The organism is Acinetobacter sp. NIPH 1852, assembly GCF_022549455.1.
In the GTDB taxonomy this organism is placed as follows: Bacteria; Pseudomonadota; Gammaproteobacteria; order Pseudomonadales; family Moraxellaceae; genus Acinetobacter.
Genome location: NZ_JAKZGG010000009.1, coordinates 87,014 through 102,069, shown reverse-complemented (window position 1 = coordinate 102,069; position 15,056 = coordinate 87,014). Strand labels below are relative to the sequence as shown.

Sequence of the window (15,056 nt, the reverse complement as noted above, 5' to 3'; positions counted from 1 at the left end):
TGAATTGCCAAACACAAAAAGAACCTATTGTGCTTGCAAACGTTTGGGATAGTATAGTTTTAAACCTTGATCTCGCCAATTGGCTGAGCGGTCATATTTTCTCGTCAGCAAGGCATAAACTATGATAAATGAAAATGATTCTTCACAGAATACAGGAAAAATCGTGTTTCCTGATGATAAAAACTTAATGAACATTGCACAATACTTAAAAGATGTACAGCAAAGTCACAAAAGGTCAATTCCACCTTTAGACCAATGGCATCCAAAGCATTGTGGCAAAATGGATTTGAAGATAAAAGCCAATGGTGAATGGTGGCACGAAGGTCAATTGATCAAGCGACAAGCATTACTTGATCTGTTTAGTAAAGTGTTATGGAAAGAAGATGGAAAGTTTTATCTCAAAACACCTGTAGAACAGATTGAAATCGAGGTTGAAGATGAGCCTTTATTGATTAATCAGGCCGATCAGATTGAGATCGAAGGCAAGACGTATTTGCAGCTCACAACGACCAACCAAGATGTGGTGATTGTGGATCAACAACATCCTATTTATATGCGTGAATATGAGGGAGAGCTACGTCCTTATGTACATGTGCGCTTTGGGATGAATGCCTTGATTCAGCGGCAGAGTTTTTATCATCTGATTAACTACGGTAACTTGTCTGAAAATGCGCAAGGTGAGGCAGTTTTAACATTAAAAAGTGGTGATTTGGTCTTGCATTTAAGCACCTGAGGTTTAAGCTTAAAAGAGCGAATAAACAAGTACCAATGATTTGTATGACTGCCGTTCAAGCGATGCCGCTTTTATTAGACCCTATGCCTCATGCATGCTCAGATGCACCGATTGGGATTTTTGATTCAGGGGTCGGTGGACTGTCGATTGCGCAAGAGATTGCTCAGCATTTACCAAATGAACGGATCCTTTATTATGCTGATACCAAGCATGTGCCTTATGGCGCTCGTTCAGATCAGGAGATTCGTCAACTCACAGCGCAAGCGATCGAGTGGTTATACCGCCAAGGTTGTAAGGTTGCAGTGGTGGCCTGTAATACGGCTTCAGCATTTAGTTTAGATTATTTGCGTGATCATTATGGCGAGCGCTTCCCGATAATCGGTTTGGTTCCTGCATTGAAACCTGCGGTGATCCAAACGCAGACCAAGGTGGTTGCTGTGTTGGCGACACCTGCTACGTTTCGTGGACAACTGATTAAAGATGTGATGTCTCATTTTGCTGAACCCGCAGGCGTGAAAGTGTTAACCGTGACCAGTTTAGAACTCGTGCCTTTTGTTGAGGCTGGGCAGCAATTGAGCGAAGCATGCTTGTCAGTACTACAGCAAGTTTTGCAACCTGTGATTGATCAAGATGCTGATTTTTTGGTGTTGGGTTGTACCCATTATCCATTTTTAAAAGAGGCGATTCGTCAGGTTTTTGATGAAAAGTTAAAATTAATTGATTCAGGGCAAGCAGTTGCGAGACAAACTGCATATATTTTGATAAAAAATAGGTTATTATCTGACAAAATGCGTCATAGTTTTGCACGTATTGAATGTTTTGTCAGTGGTAACAATGCTGTCGTATTAGAACCCGTACTACAGCGTCTTATACCAAAACAAATAACATGGACGATTCAAAATTTGGATGTTGTGAGCACATGAAAGTGCCAAATCGAACCATATTTTATATTTTATCGGGGTTATCTTTTAACAAAAATCAAGATTAGAACTTGATATTATTGATAAGTGAATTGGGGCTTAGCCTATGCAAGATACTCGTTATCAAGTCTTTATTTCGACATCTGGTCATGAAATGCAGCCAGAACGAGCGGTTTTAGCCCAGACTTTGGTTGGTATGGGTTTTTTCTCATGGGGGTTAGAACAGCGAACACCGCTTAGTACCTCGATTGCTCGTCGTCAGATTGATGACTGTGATTATGTGGTGATTTTATTGGGAAGTCAGTATGGTGAGCAGTCAGTTTCAGGTGTGGGCTATATGCATCTGGAATATATTTATGCCATGACCAAACAAAAACCGATTGTTGTGTTTATGCATGAAGAGCCTGAATTTAGGGAGGCGCAATTGCATGATCATAAAGCTGAATTAAAAGAAAAATTCAAAGAGTTTAGAAAGCAGCTGCAACACGAAGTTGATCAAGTGTTTTGTTATCGTACTTTAAGAGATTTGGAACTTGCAGTACGTTCGGCTATGCCGCAAATGTTAGAGCGTTATCCTGTGGTTGGCTGGGTTCGTCCTCAAAATACCCAAGTGTTACGTGATGAAATTGATACTTTACGCGCTAAAGTCAAACAACTTGAAACAGAGCTTGGTAGTCGAGAAGCAGATCCACTGACCAGCGTACCAAAAGTCTCGATGTATGAATTATATGCATTTGAATATCGGATGCACGCTTATCAGGATGGTAACTTCAAAGAAGTGAGACCTCATCGAAAAATGACATGGGCGCAGTTGCTAAATGTACTGGGGACTGCGTTTGTAATCCCAACGCCAGAAGAATATTTTTCGAAACGCATGAACGAGTATTTAAATGAAACAGGCTTGGATGATGCACGAAAAGAAATGCCAAGAGCGCATGCGGTGTCACGCGCTCAACTGAATATTCGAGCGTTGCACGAGATCAAGTTACAAATGCGCCAAAATGAATGGATTATTCCGACAGGACGGGATGATCGCCAACGTATGCTTTGGCAATTGACCACAAAAGGGCAAAAACTTTTAGAAAGTAATGTATTGGATAGTAATCGGGTTTTTCAGTTTAAGACAATGCATTAATCCAATTTATAAAAAGGCGCGAAAACTGCTAAAGTAATTGAATAAACTCAATGAAAAGCGGATGCGATCTATGTCAGCGACACCAAAACCTAAAGTGACTGTGGTTCTGGCAAATTTAGGTACGCCAGATGAACCTACTGCGCCAGCAGTACGTCGTTTCTTAAAGCAGTTTTTATCTGATACGCGTGTGATTGAGATTCCTAAAGCACTTTGGTGGATTATTCTACGATTATTTGTGCTGACTTTTCGTCCTAAGCGTGTGGCCGAAGCTTATGCATCGGTTTGGTCAAAAGATTCCCCGATGCGAGAAATTGTGCTTGAACAAGCACAATTGATTAAACAACGTTTAGAAGATGAAAATCATCATTTTGATCTGAATGTTGTTCCTGCCATGACCTATGGTCAGCCGAGTATTTATAACGTTCTAGCACAACTTGAACAAGATCCGCAGGAGCATGTAATTTTATTGCCTTTGTTTCCGCAATACTCAGCCACATCAACCGCACCGTTGTTTGATGCTTTTGCTAAATGGATACCTAAGCAACGTCATTTACCGGGTATCACCCTCATTAAAGATTATTATCAGCACCCTTTATTTATTCAAGCATTGGCAGACAGTGTGACCAACTACCAGCTTCAACATGGTAAGCCTGAGAAATTACTCATGTCTTTTCATGGCATTCCGCAACCGTATGCTGACAAAGGTGATCCTTATGCAGATCGTTGCCGAGTCACAGCACGTTTAGTGGCTGAAGCCTTACATTTAAATGAGGATGAATGGGCGATTAGCTTTCAGTCACGTTTCGGTAAACAAGAATGGGTCAAACCCTATACCGACACGCTGCTTGAGCAGTGGGGTGAGCAAAAAGTTAAATCTGTTCAGGTGTTAAGTCCTGCTTTTTCAGCGGACTGTTTAGAAACGCTAGAAGAACTTGCGATGCAAAACAAAGAAATTTTCCAGCATGCTGGAGGCGGAGAATATGCTTATATTGCGGCACTCAATACTGATCAGGCACATATAGATTTGCTTGCCAGTCTGGTTCAGGCTAATCTTGACGCACTCACCCATACCTTAGCCCATCGTTAAGTCGATGCTTTACTCTGCCAGAGGTTGTTATGCTGCAAGTCAAAATCGTCCCTGTTACTGCATTTGCTCAAAATTGTTCTATCCTTTGGGATAGTGAGAGCAAAGAGGCTGTTTTGATCGACGCAGGTGGGGATGCTGCTGTTCTCAAAAAAGAAGTTGAGGATTTAGGCTTAAAGGTGAAAGCTTTGTGGTTAACCCATGGACATCTCGATCATGCGGGGGCAGTCGGGGAGCTTGCTGAAACATGGAAAATTCCTGTGATTGGTCCGCATAAAGAAGATCAGTTTTGGTTGGATATGATTCAGGAAGTATCTGCTCGTTATGGCTTTCCCATTCCGCAACCTGTCAAAGTTGATCAATGGTTAGAAGGTGGAGAAGTGCTGAAGCTCGGTGAGGATGAATTTGAAGTGCGTTTTGCACCGGGTCATACACCGGGTCATGTGATGTTCTACAATGCACAACATGGTTTGCTTTGGACGGGTGATGTCTTGTTTAAAGGTTCGATTGGACGTACCGACTTTCCAAAAGGCAATCATCAGCAATTGTTGGATTCAATTCAACGTGAGTGTTTTACCCTACCAGATGAAACACAATTTATTTCAGGTCATGGTCCGATCAGCACCATTGGCTACGAAAAACAATTTAATCCATTTGTTGCCAGTAAAGCGGGCTAAGCCGTTGAAATATGCTTCTGTATAGCAGCTATACAGAAGCATATTCCCATCATTTCGGTGAGCAGATCAAATCGTTTCAAGCCACTTCTGATTGGCTAAGCTCATATCAAAATTCAAACTATTACAAATACTTTGCAAATCAAAAGAGGCTTTGTCCTCTGGAATTTGGATCAGAATAGGTAAACGGGTAATGCCATTATCGCCTGTTGGAAAGGCATAGTGTCGCTCTTTGTGATTCACAGAGATCAGTGATTCAAACTCTAAATAAACAATTAACGAAGGAAAGCGTCGTTGCATACGAATGATTTCCTGATGTGCATTTTTCTTAATTTGAGCAGTTTTTTCTTTGAGTTTGAGGATATTGTCCTTTATTTTTTGTGGTTTGTTGAATAGCTTGTTTAAGAAGCTAACACTTTGCTTTAACTGGCGTTGGTTTTCTTTTAGTTCCGAGAAAGCATCCTTGTATTCTTGTAAAGAGTGCGTACTAATATCTTTCAGCATATTGGTCGGTTCGAGTGCCTCTGCATGATGCTTTTTCCATTCATCATAAGAAAATACCGTGAAAATATCGGCATGTCGTTTGTGCAGCAGCGTTGCATAAGATTTGAGTCGAGCGACAAAAAGGTGGACGTGTTTATTGCAGATGATCGAAGGTTGTGATTGGAACGCAATAAAATGGCGGATAATCTCATCCAACGTTTGTTTCATACTGATATATAAATAATGACATTCGTCTGTGTGATGCACAGCGTGCTTTAGCGCATCTGCAATCGGCTCAAGAATATTACGACATAATTTTTGCTCAAAATCGATCAACCGTTGTTCTACCAGTTTTTCAATAAAAATACCTTTTGGGTTGAGTGGTTCCATCAAAAAGGGTAGCAGCACTTTGTCTGTATACAGTTCGATATTACGAACAATATCGGACACATAGTGATTCACTTGTTTATCGATGGTAATGATATGGTTGATCTGCCAGAGGAACTGCTGTTGCTGTGAGCTATCGTCGATTTGATCGAGATGCAGGATTGCGGCATTCACATAGATATTTTCACAGGCTTCCAATTGCTCTTCTTGTAAAAATCGTCGAATCGAAAAGGTATTTACAATGCCTTCGGTGCTTGGTGCAAGTGCGAATATATACTTAGAGGTTTTGACGATATCCAGTTGTTTGGTTTTTTGTTGCTTATACAGGACGTATTTAAGGAGATGGTTTTTTTCTTCTCTTAATTGATGTGAGCGAATAATATTAAACGTGTATTTTAAAAGTTGTTGTTTGAGAAAAACCTCAGTAATAAATGTCTTGATAATATCGTTATTAATACCTCGATGGTTGTTTGGAAGCGCGATATGTTCTTTGGCGAGGATCATTTGTGCAGCGACATAGATAAACTCCTTTAGAATCTGATTTTTCTGTGCTTGCAAATCAAAATCATCTTCCGTGTCGATGTTATTGATCTGACTTAGGATATTCTCAAGATAGTCTGAGATTTCGTAAATATCATGGTACTGTCGGAGTCTTTCTAAAGAATCAATGATCTTGTTGAGCAACATTTTAATATACGGATAGTGAATTTTTTCGCTCAGCACATTGAGGTCAGGCTTTGTCAGTGATGAGAAGGTATTGTCTTTTCTATTCCAGTGGATTTTCTTGTGTTGCAGGATGTGTTGGCAAATGTTCTCACGATCTTGCGGAGAAATGTCGGAAAATAAAGCTTGTAATGAGCGCTGCCAATCTTGATCTAAGTGGGGATCAATTTGTGTTGCCAAAACTTTAAGCTGATAGGTGATATTATTATTCATTTACACATCCTGTTAAATTTTAATATTTTTTATAAACTGGGCCGATATCAAACAATGCGATTGGATCAACCTGATGTACACGTTTTTGGGCTTAAACCCTATTTGTTTATCTATGCAACATTGGATTAAGATTTGCACAGCATCATGAAAAAGTAAATTACTGTGATGTAATTCACATATTTTAAAAGTGTAAGTTTTTATTGCTTAATTTCTTCTAATTTATCTTTTTAATTTTTCTATTTATTTTTTGATATAAGCTGAATGCGTGGTGGATTGCGCTGTGATGAATACTAAAATTTGAACAAAAATCACAATTATCGAACAATATCTTCGTACAAGCTGGTCTACAAAGCTGCTATTTTTATTTAGAATGATTTTTTGAACACTTCATTTAAATTGAATTTATTGTTTAATTTCACAAGATGAATCTCATTGGAGACGATTTCATGCAATGGACTAAACCAGCTTTTACTGATTTACGTATCGGTTTCGAAGTGACGATGTATTTCGAAGCGCGTTAATCGCCCTCATTCGAATATTTCATAAGCCCTAGTCATGTTCTAGGGCTTATCTTTTTCTAATAAGATATTAATTTTATGCATATTTATGTTTTAGGTTCGGCGGCTGGAGGCGGTTTCCCTCAGTGGAATTGTAATTGTCCCAACTGTCATGGCGTTCGTACAGGTACGATTTCCGCCAAAGCGCGTACTCAGTCTTCGATTGCGATTTCTGAAAATGGCACAGATTGGATTTTGCTGAATGCATCGCCCGATATCCGCCAGCAATTGTTTGATTTCAAAGCTGCACAGCCCGCGCGTCAGTTACGCGATACAGGGATTCGCAGCGTCATTTTAATGGATAGCCAACTCGACCACACCACTGGCTTACTTACCTTGCGTGAAGGTTGCCCAATGGATGTTTGGTGTACCGAGATGGTCTACCAAGATTTGAGCAGTGGGTTTCCTGTTTTTAATATGCTGAAACACTGGAATGGTGGACTGCAATATCACCAGATTGATCCGAAACAGGCCTTTAAAATGGATGGTTTTGAGCAGCTCGAGTTTTTGCCTTTCATTATCCAAAGTGCCGCACCGCCATATTCACCTCATCGCCATGATCCGCATGAAGGCGATAATATTGCCTTGATCATTAAAGACCATAAAACGCAAAAGCAATTGTTTTATGCACCGGGGCTTGGAAAAATTGATGAGTCGATTATGCAGATTATGCGTGATTCAGACTGCGTCATGATTGACGGCACACTCTGGACTGATGATGAAATGCAGCAAACAGGTGTAGGGGTTAAAACGGGTCGTGAAATGGGACATCTCTATATCAGTGGTGAAGGTGGTTCGTTGTCTTATTTGAATCAGCTTGAGCGACCTAAAAAAGTGCTGATTCATATTAATAATACCAATCCAATTTTAAATGAAGACTCTGCTCAATGTGCTGAACTGAAAGCGCATGGGGTAGAGGTTGCCTATGACGGCATGCAGATTGAACTCTAAGGTGAATATATGACACAAACACCTGAAGCATTCAGTACAGAACAATTTAGACAAGCCATTCTGGATAAGGGGCAGTATTACCATATTTATCATCCTTTTCATGTGATGATGTATGAGGGCAAAGCAACCCAGCAGCAAATTCAGGCATGGGTGGCAAACCGTTATTATTATCAAATCAATATTCCACTCAAAGATGCCGCCATTATGGCAAATTGCCCTGATCAGCGTGTTCGTCAGGAGTGGATTCAACGCATGCTTGATCAGGATGGCGAATATCCTGATGGTGGCGGTCGTGAAGCATGGTTACGTTTGGCGGAAGCCGTGGGTCTGAGCCGTGAGCAAGTGATTTCAGAAGAATTGGTGCTGCCGGGTGTACGCTTTGCCGTTGATGCTTATGTCAATTTCGCACGCCGTGCCACATGGCGCGAAGCTGCCAGTAGTTCTCTAACTGAATTATTTGCACCACAAATTCATCAGTCTCGTCTTGATTCGTGGCCACAGCATTACCCGTGGATTGATGATCAAGGCTATGAATACTTTCGTTCTCGTCTCAGTCAGGCGCGCCGAGATGTTGAGCATGGGATGAGTATTACGCTGGATTCATTTACCACATATGAACAACAACAACGCATGCTAGAAATATTACAGTTTAAACTGGATATTTTATGGAGCATTTTAGATGCGTTGACACTGGCTCATGTGCATCATCAAGCGCCGTATCATCCTGTGACCACAGAGCGCGTATGGCATAAGGGGTTATTTCGTGAATAAAGTAGCATTGGATTTAAACCTGATCCCTACTTGGCGACAAGGTTATCGTTTTCAGTTTGAACCTGCTCAAAATGGTTTTGTGATTTTGTATCCAGAAGGCATGATCAAACTGAATGAAAGTGCGGGGGCAATTGGTCAGTATATTGATGGGCAGAACAATGTCTCTGCGATTATTGCCGAATTAAAACAACAGTTTGGTGATGTAGCTGATATTGAGCAAGATGTGGTTGATTATATGTTGGTTGCTCAGCAGCAATATTGGATTGATTTACGATGACCGAAGGTGTTGGTTTGCCTTTATGGTTGTTAGCGGAGCTGACCTATCGTTGTCCGTTGCAATGCCCATATTGTTCAAACCCTTTGGATTATGCACAGCATAAGCATGAACTGACCACACAAGAGTGGTTCGACGTGTTTGATCAAGCACGTCAGATGGGCGCGGTGCAACTGGGCTTTTCTGGTGGCGAGCCGTTGGTGCGTCAGGATTTGGAACAATTGGTTGCACACGCTCATCAACAAGGCTTTTATACCAACCTGATTACCTCTGGTATGGGGCTGACTGAACAACGAATTGCGGGTCTGAAACAGGCAGGTCTTGATCATATTCAAGTCAGTTTTCAAGCCAGTGATGCGGTGGTCAATGATGCTCTGGCAGGTTCCAAACATGCTTTTGAACAGAAGTATCAGATGTGCCGACTGATCAAGCAATATGATTATCCGATGGTTCTGAATTTTGTGATCCATCGACATAATATTGATCAAATCGAACAGATTATCGAACTCTGTCTTGAACTCAATGCCGATACCGTGGAGTTGGCGATTTGTCAGTTTTATGGTTGGGCATTCTTGAATCGACAAGGTTTATTGCCGACACAAGAACAGCTTATTCGTGCTGAACGTATTACCAATGAATATCGGGAAAAGTTAAAAGCGCAAAATCATCCTTGCAAACTTATTTTTGTGGTGCCTGACTATTACGAAGAAAGACCAAAAGCCTGTATGAATGGCTGGGGGAAGATCTTCTTTACCGTTGCACCTGATGGCGTTGCGCTTCCGTGTCATGCAGCGCGACAACTACCGATTGCTTTTCCAAATGTTCGTGAGCACAGCCTGTCCGAAATTTGGTATGAATCGACTGGCTTTAATCATTTTCGGGGTGATGCTTGGATGCCTGAAAGTTGCCGAAGTTGCCCAGATAAAGCGCGCGATTTTGGTGGATGTCGCTGTCAGGCCTATATGTTGACGGGGGATGCTGCCAATGCAGATCCTGTCTGTGGTAAATCTGCCTATCATCCGTTGCTTGAACAAGCACGTTTGGAAAGTCATCAAGATTCATCGCTAGAAGGAATGCTATTTCGCAACAGTAAAAACTCCAAACGATTTATAGCTCGACAGCTTATTCCTGTTCAAAATATTCTAGATGAATCATTGTGATGGAAGCGATCAGCATAAATCACGGCAACATGCCCATTTTTGATGGTCATAATGATGCGCTAACACGGCTATGGCTCAGTGATGACCCTGATCCCGTGCATGCTTTTATTCATCAGCGGTTAGCAGGACATATGGATTTAAAACGTTGTCAACAAGCAGGTTTTGTTGGCGGAATGTTTGCAATTTTCCTACCGCCATATGCCTATGTAAAACAACATCATCCGAATAAATTATTTGACCCACATGCGACTGATTTTAGCCAGCAGCAGATTGAGCAGATTTGTTTAGAACAATTGAACTTAGCTCAACAGTTAGCGCAACGCTCTCATGACATTCAAATTTGTACATCGGTTGAGGAGATTCAGCGTTGTCGTGCGCAGCAAAAGTTAGCGATGGTACTGCACATGGAAGGTGCGGAATCTTTACAGCACAATCCAGATTTGCTTGATGTGTTTTATCAGGCAGGGCTACGCAGCATTGGGCCACTGTGGAATAGACCGAGTCGGTTTGGTCATGGCTTGAATGCAAAGTTCCCACATTCACCTGACACGGGCGCAGGACTTACGGTGGAGGGCAAAGCTTTTCTACAGCGTTGTGCTGATCGAAAAATCGTTGTGGATGTGTCCCACATGAATGAACGTGCCTTTTGGGATAGCGTCGATATTTTACAGCAGCCGATAGTAGCAACGCATTCCAACGCCCATGCTTTATGTCCGCAGGCACGAAATTTGACCGATGCACAATTGAAAGCCATCCGTGATAGTCAAGGAATGGTGGGCATCAATTTTGACGTGGCATTTTTACGTGCGGATGGGCAGCGTAACGCCGATACACCGATTGATGTGATTTTAGATCATCTGGACTATATGATGGATCGGCTTGGTGAAGAGTATATTGGTTTTGGTTCAGACTTCGATGGCGCATTGATCAGTACAGAACTTGAAGATGTCACAGGTATCTCCAAGCTGATTGAGCGAATGCAGCAGCGTCATTATTCAAGTGAATTGATTGAAAAACTTTGCTGGCGTAACTGGCTAGATGTACTGAATCGAATTTGGGTTTAGCAAGAGAGAAGAAGATTAATCTTCATACTCATCTTCACCACGTTTTACATCAGCTTGAGGCGACTCTTGGGTTGGGATTTTATATTCATCGCTTGCCCAAGCACCTAAATCAATCATTTTACAGCGTTCAGAGCAGAAAGGACGGAATGCGTTGCCTTCCCAAGTGCTAGCTTCTCCACAACGCGGGCAGGGAAAGGTACGAGGTATAGACATAGAAGATTCCTAAAAACAAGAGGGTTTGTTGACATTTCAACCATGCATTGCGTTATTGGCTAAAACGACATAAACAAGACATGAAACGTAGGCAATGGCGACTCCCTTGTCAAGTTTCATAACGAAGTTTAGGGAAGTTTTAGCCATAACCTGAGCAAGAGCAAAGCATTGCTTTGATCGCAGCGCAAGGACAGGGGTATTTTACTTGCAGCGTTATCTTGCGAAACAGTGTTTCTCATCATTTAGAATAGCTAAATTTCATAAGTCATGCCTTGCATCAGCTAAAAAATGCCCTCTGTCGCAAGCATCTGTGAAATGTTAACAGACCCTAAATAGATTAGGCAAAAGTAAAGTCAGTTGATAGACTTATGCCGATTTATAGATAGTTTGATGGGATTATGTCGATTCGTCAATTTCAAGCACAACGCATGCAAGCACCACGTGATTTTATCACAATTCCAAACACCCCGATCTGTGTCGAAATAGGTGCGGGAAAAGGCAAACATGCGCTGTTATTTACTGCCCAAAATCCACAAACAGCATTGTATGCGATTGAACGGACCAAAGAAAAATTTGTGGCCATGCAAAAACAGCATCAGCTTGATGCGCGTGAACGTTTACATCCTATTCATGCCGATGCATTGCCTTGGGTGGTACATGCTTTGTTTCCAGCTCAGGTAGAACAATTTTTCATTCTTTATCCAAATCCAGAACCGCATAACCCAGCACAGCGTTGGTTGAATATGCCGTTCTTTGAGTTTTTACTGTCACGTCTTCAGCCAAATGGCACGATTACCTTGGCGAGTAATATTCCTGAATATATTGATGAAGCAGAGCAGCAGTTAATTGACGTGTGGAAGCTACCATATCAGAAACAAAAAATTGCAGCGGATTCTGCGCGAACACATTTTGAAATCAAATATTTAGAACGTGGTGAGCTTTGCCAGCAATTGATTATCACTAAACCTGAAGCTTATACAACTCGCTTTGATGATTTTGCACCTTTACAAGGACAAAACGCGCAAGAGAAACGTGATGTCTAAGCGGGTTGCAATTATTGGCGCAGGACCAGCAGGCTTAATGGCGGCTGAAGTTCTCAGTCAATATGGTTATGAAATCGAAGTATTTGAACAAAAACCTTCGGCTGCGCGAAAGTTTCTCATGGCTGGCAAAACAGGCTTGAACATCTCACATGCTGAGCCGATGACGCACTTTTTACAGCGTTATGATCACGCCGAATGGTTAGCGCCTTGGGTCAAACAATGGGATGCAAAGTGGATTCAAGACTGGATGCAAGGCTTGGGTATTGAATCCTATATCGGTAGTTCAGGTCGGGTGTTTCCTGTAGAAATGAAAGCCGCTCCTTTACTTCGGGCTTGGTTAAAACGATTGATGGCGGATGGCGTCAAATTTCACTATCGACATCGTTGTGTTGGTTTATCCAATAATCAATTGACCATCGAAAATCAAAGTCAACGTTTTACAGCAGCTTATGATGCGATTGTATTGGCCTGTGGAGCGGTGTCGTGGTCGCAATTGGGTAGCGATGGTCTATGGCAGCAATGGTTGTCGAATGACGAGGTTGAGCCATTCCAAGCCAGCAATGCAGGCGTATTGAAAGCATGGTCGTCGTTTATGCAGGACTGTTTTGGGCAGCCAATTAAGCGCGTGGATGCGTGGGTAGAGTCAGCGCAAAAGACGCACGGTGATATCGTAATCACGCATTATGGTTTTGAAAGTGGTGTGATTTATAAACTGGGTCGTGATTTAAGAAGCAAAAATTCTCAGAAGCAAAAATTAGCACTTTATTTAGATTTGCTGCCCGATGTAAGTCTCGAACAATTAGAAAAGAAACTACAAGCAAATAAAAAACAGTCTCTCACCAATATTTGGCGTAAAGCAGGTTTGGATCAAGTCAAAATCAATCTCCTTCGTGAAGTGGTTGAAAAAAGCCTATGGTCAGATGCAAAACAGATGGCACAGCAGATTAAACAGCTCAGCATTACTCTTGATGGATTCCGCCCAATAGAGGAGGCGATTAGCTGTGCAGGTGGAGTCAAACAAGCGGTGCTGTCGCCGCAACTACAATTGCAATCAAACCCGCATGTGTTCTGCTGTGGTGAAATGCTGGATTGGGATGCACCAACAGGTGGCTATTTACTGACAGCTTGTTTTGCAACAGGGCGTGCAGCAGGGGAAGGTGTGCATCATCTTGTGAGCAAACTCATTTAAGATGATGTTTTGCAAAGCATTGCTTAAATTTTGTGTATTTTTCATGTTCTAAATATTCTTTATTTTCGGGTGTTGGCGGGTTTTTTGCACTGTTGAGATTTATCATTTTGGTTGATGAATTTACGATGTGGCAAAAGCTTAAATCCAGTTTATTTCTTCAGGTGGTTCTGGCATTAATTCTTGGGATTATTGTTGGTATCAGCTTTCACGATTTCTCTTTAGCATTGAAGCCTTTAGGCGATGGCTTTATTTCTTTGATCAAAATGTTGATTGCACCGATTGTTTTCTGTGTGGTGGTGCTCGGTCTGTATGGTGCCAATGACATCAAGAAAATGGGAAAGGTCGGTGCAAAAACGATTTTATATTTTGAGATTGTGACCAGTATTGCGCTGGTGTTGGGCATCGTCATTGCTTATGTATTTAAACCTGGTGTCGGCATGAATATTGATATCAGTAAACTCGACGGAAAGGATCTTAGTGTTTATACCGAACGAGCACATACGATGGGTACGGGATCCGATTTTCTTCTACACATTATTCCAAAAACCTTTGTTGATGCATTTGCCAGTGGTGACATTTTACAAGTTTTACTGATTGCGATTTTGTTTGGTATTGCACTCTTGTTGATCCCAAAACATTTGGGTGATTTGGTCTGTCAGGCACTTGAAGCATTTTCTGAAGTATTCTTTAAAATGATGGGTTTGATCATACGGCTAGCACCAATTGGGGTGTTGGGTTCAGTGGCATATACCACCGCAAAGTTTGGTGTCGATTCACTGCTTCAACTCGGTTATCTGGTGTTGTTGTTTTATGTGACTTGTATTTTATTTGTGCTGATTATCTTAGGTGGGATTCTTAAGTTGGCAGGGTTAAATATTTTTAAATTCCTGAATTATTTTAAAGAAGAGTTGTCCATCGTATTGGGTACTGCATCTTCTGATTCTGTTCTGCCACAGATCATGAAAAAACTGAGAAATCTAGGAATCAAGGATTCCACAGTTGGCTTGGTCATTCCAACGGGTTACTCGTTTAATTTAGACGGATTTTCTATTTATTTAACACTGGGTGTGATTTTTATCGCTCAGGCCTGCAATATTGATCTATCCATGCACGATCTTCTGGCAATTTTACTGGTGTCATTGGTGACCTCAAAAGGTGCACATGGTATTCCTGGCTCTGCATTGGTTATTCTGGCAGCCACTTTGTCGGTCATTCCGAGTCTTCCAACCATAGGTTTAGTGTTGTTATTATCCGTGGATTGGTTCATCGGGATTGTACGTGCTTGTACCAATCTGATCGGGAACTGTGTGGCTACAGTCGCAATCGCACATTGGGAAAAGGATATTGATCATGCACGCGCACGGGCAGTATTGGATCAAAAGGTTTAGCTGGCGCTTTATTTCGAGAAGAATAGTTTGAGTAAATTGAAAAGTCTCATCTAAATGCTATTCACGATTTGCATGGTGTGCTGATCTCGCCTAT

Annotated in this window: 16 protein-coding genes; 14 read left to right on the top strand and 2 right to left on the bottom strand. The window is 41.7% G+C overall.

Annotated features, from left to right (window positions below):
• Nucleotides 1–121 precede the first annotated feature (121 nt).
• From MMO38_RS09200 to MMO38_RS09180, 5 genes are all read left to right on the top strand, one after another.
• Nucleotides 122–733, top strand: coding sequence for a DUF1285 domain-containing protein (locus MMO38_RS09200; RefSeq protein ID WP_005194852.1), 612 nt, complete (start codon nucleotides 122–124; stop codon nucleotides 731–733).
• 44 nt (nucleotides 734–777) lie between these two features.
• Nucleotides 778–1,656 carry a glutamate racemase gene (gene murI / locus MMO38_RS09195; protein WP_004668454.1) on the top strand — a complete coding sequence of 293 codons (879 nt, stop codon included), beginning with the start codon at nucleotides 778–780 and terminating at the stop codon, nucleotides 1,654–1,656.
• Nucleotides 1,657–1,759: 103 nt separating this feature from the next.
• A complete protein-coding gene (locus MMO38_RS09190) occupies nucleotides 1,760–2,788 on the top strand; it encodes a DUF4062 domain-containing protein (RefSeq protein WP_241323320.1) in 1,029 nt (342 codons plus the stop codon).
• A 70-nt stretch (nucleotides 2,789–2,858) separates the two neighbouring features.
• On the top strand, nucleotides 2,859–3,875 hold the full coding sequence (gene hemH / locus MMO38_RS09185; RefSeq protein WP_241323319.1) for a ferrochelatase: 1,017 nt from the start codon (nucleotides 2,859–2,861) through the stop codon (nucleotides 3,873–3,875).
• Nucleotides 3,876–3,904: 29 nt separating this feature from the next.
• Nucleotides 3,905–4,549, top strand: a complete 645-nt coding sequence (locus MMO38_RS09180; RefSeq protein WP_241323318.1) for an MBL fold metallo-hydrolase — start codon at nucleotides 3,905–3,907, stop codon at nucleotides 4,547–4,549.
• 66 nt (nucleotides 4,550–4,615) lie between these two features.
• Here MMO38_RS09180 and MMO38_RS09175 read toward each other — a convergent pair whose 3' ends face one another.
• Nucleotides 4,616–6,352, bottom strand: a complete 1,737-nt coding sequence (locus MMO38_RS09175) for a hypothetical protein (RefSeq protein WP_241323317.1) — start codon at nucleotides 6,350–6,352, stop codon at nucleotides 4,616–4,618.
• A 446-nt stretch (nucleotides 6,353–6,798) separates the two neighbouring features.
• Here MMO38_RS09175 and pqqA point away from each other — a divergent pair, with 446 nt between their 5' ends.
• The 6 genes from pqqA to MMO38_RS09145 all read left to right on the top strand — a co-directional run bounded on the left by pqqA (nucleotide 6,799) and on the right by MMO38_RS09145 (nucleotide 11,129).
• On the top strand, nucleotides 6,799–6,873 hold the full coding sequence (pqqA, locus tag MMO38_RS09170; RefSeq protein ID WP_001982218.1) for a pyrroloquinoline quinone precursor peptide PqqA: 75 nt from the start codon (nucleotides 6,799–6,801) through the stop codon (nucleotides 6,871–6,873).
• Between the two features lie 75 nt (nucleotides 6,874–6,948).
• Entirely contained in the window at nucleotides 6,949–7,860 is a 912-nt protein-coding gene (pqqB, locus tag MMO38_RS09165) for a pyrroloquinoline quinone biosynthesis protein PqqB (RefSeq protein WP_241323316.1), read from the top strand.
• A gap of 9 nt (nucleotides 7,861–7,869) precedes the next feature.
• Entirely contained in the window at nucleotides 7,870–8,631 is a 762-nt protein-coding gene (pqqC, locus tag MMO38_RS09160; protein WP_005194867.1) for a pyrroloquinoline-quinone synthase PqqC, read from the top strand.
• On the top strand, nucleotides 8,624–8,908 hold the full coding sequence (pqqD, locus tag MMO38_RS09155) for a pyrroloquinoline quinone biosynthesis peptide chaperone PqqD (RefSeq protein WP_241323315.1): 285 nt from the start codon (nucleotides 8,624–8,626) through the stop codon (nucleotides 8,906–8,908). The genes pqqC and pqqD overlap by 8 nt, the downstream gene beginning before the upstream one ends.
• Nucleotides 8,905–10,065, top strand: coding sequence for a pyrroloquinoline quinone biosynthesis protein PqqE (gene pqqE, locus MMO38_RS09150; protein ID WP_241323314.1), 1,161 nt, complete (start codon nucleotides 8,905–8,907; stop codon nucleotides 10,063–10,065). The genes pqqD and pqqE overlap by 4 nt, the downstream gene beginning before the upstream one ends.
• Before the next feature lie 14 nt (nucleotides 10,066–10,079).
• Nucleotides 10,080–11,129, top strand: coding sequence for a dipeptidase (locus MMO38_RS09145; RefSeq protein ID WP_241323352.1), 1,050 nt, complete (start codon nucleotides 10,080–10,082; stop codon nucleotides 11,127–11,129).
• A 15-nt stretch (nucleotides 11,130–11,144) separates the two neighbouring features.
• Here the strand turns inward: MMO38_RS09145 and MMO38_RS09140 are convergent, their stop codons facing one another.
• Nucleotides 11,145–11,336 (bottom strand): DNA gyrase inhibitor YacG, encoded by a 192-nt coding sequence (locus tag MMO38_RS09140; RefSeq protein ID WP_034594877.1) that lies wholly within the window; start codon nucleotides 11,334–11,336, stop codon nucleotides 11,145–11,147.
• A gap of 404 nt (nucleotides 11,337–11,740) precedes the next feature.
• On the opposite strand from MMO38_RS09140, the gene MMO38_RS09135 reads away from it, so the two are divergent.
• The 3 genes from MMO38_RS09135 to dctA all read left to right on the top strand — a co-directional run bounded on the left by MMO38_RS09135 (nucleotide 11,741) and on the right by dctA (nucleotide 14,962).
• A complete protein-coding gene (locus tag MMO38_RS09135; RefSeq protein ID WP_241323313.1) occupies nucleotides 11,741–12,385 on the top strand; it encodes a tRNA (guanine-N(7)-)-methyltransferase in 645 nt (214 codons plus the stop codon).
• The gene (locus MMO38_RS09130; RefSeq protein WP_241323312.1) at nucleotides 12,378–13,574 is read left to right on the top strand and encodes a TIGR03862 family flavoprotein; all 1,197 of its coding nucleotides are present in this window, start codon (nucleotides 12,378–12,380) and stop codon (nucleotides 13,572–13,574) included. The genes MMO38_RS09135 and MMO38_RS09130 overlap by 8 nt, the downstream gene beginning before the upstream one ends.
• A gap of 125 nt (nucleotides 13,575–13,699) precedes the next feature.
• Complete coding sequence (gene dctA / locus MMO38_RS09125; RefSeq protein ID WP_241323311.1) at nucleotides 13,700–14,962, top strand: C4-dicarboxylate transporter DctA; 1,263 nt, start codon at nucleotides 13,700–13,702, stop codon at nucleotides 14,960–14,962.
• The last annotated feature ends 94 nt before the right edge of the window (nucleotides 14,963–15,056 follow it).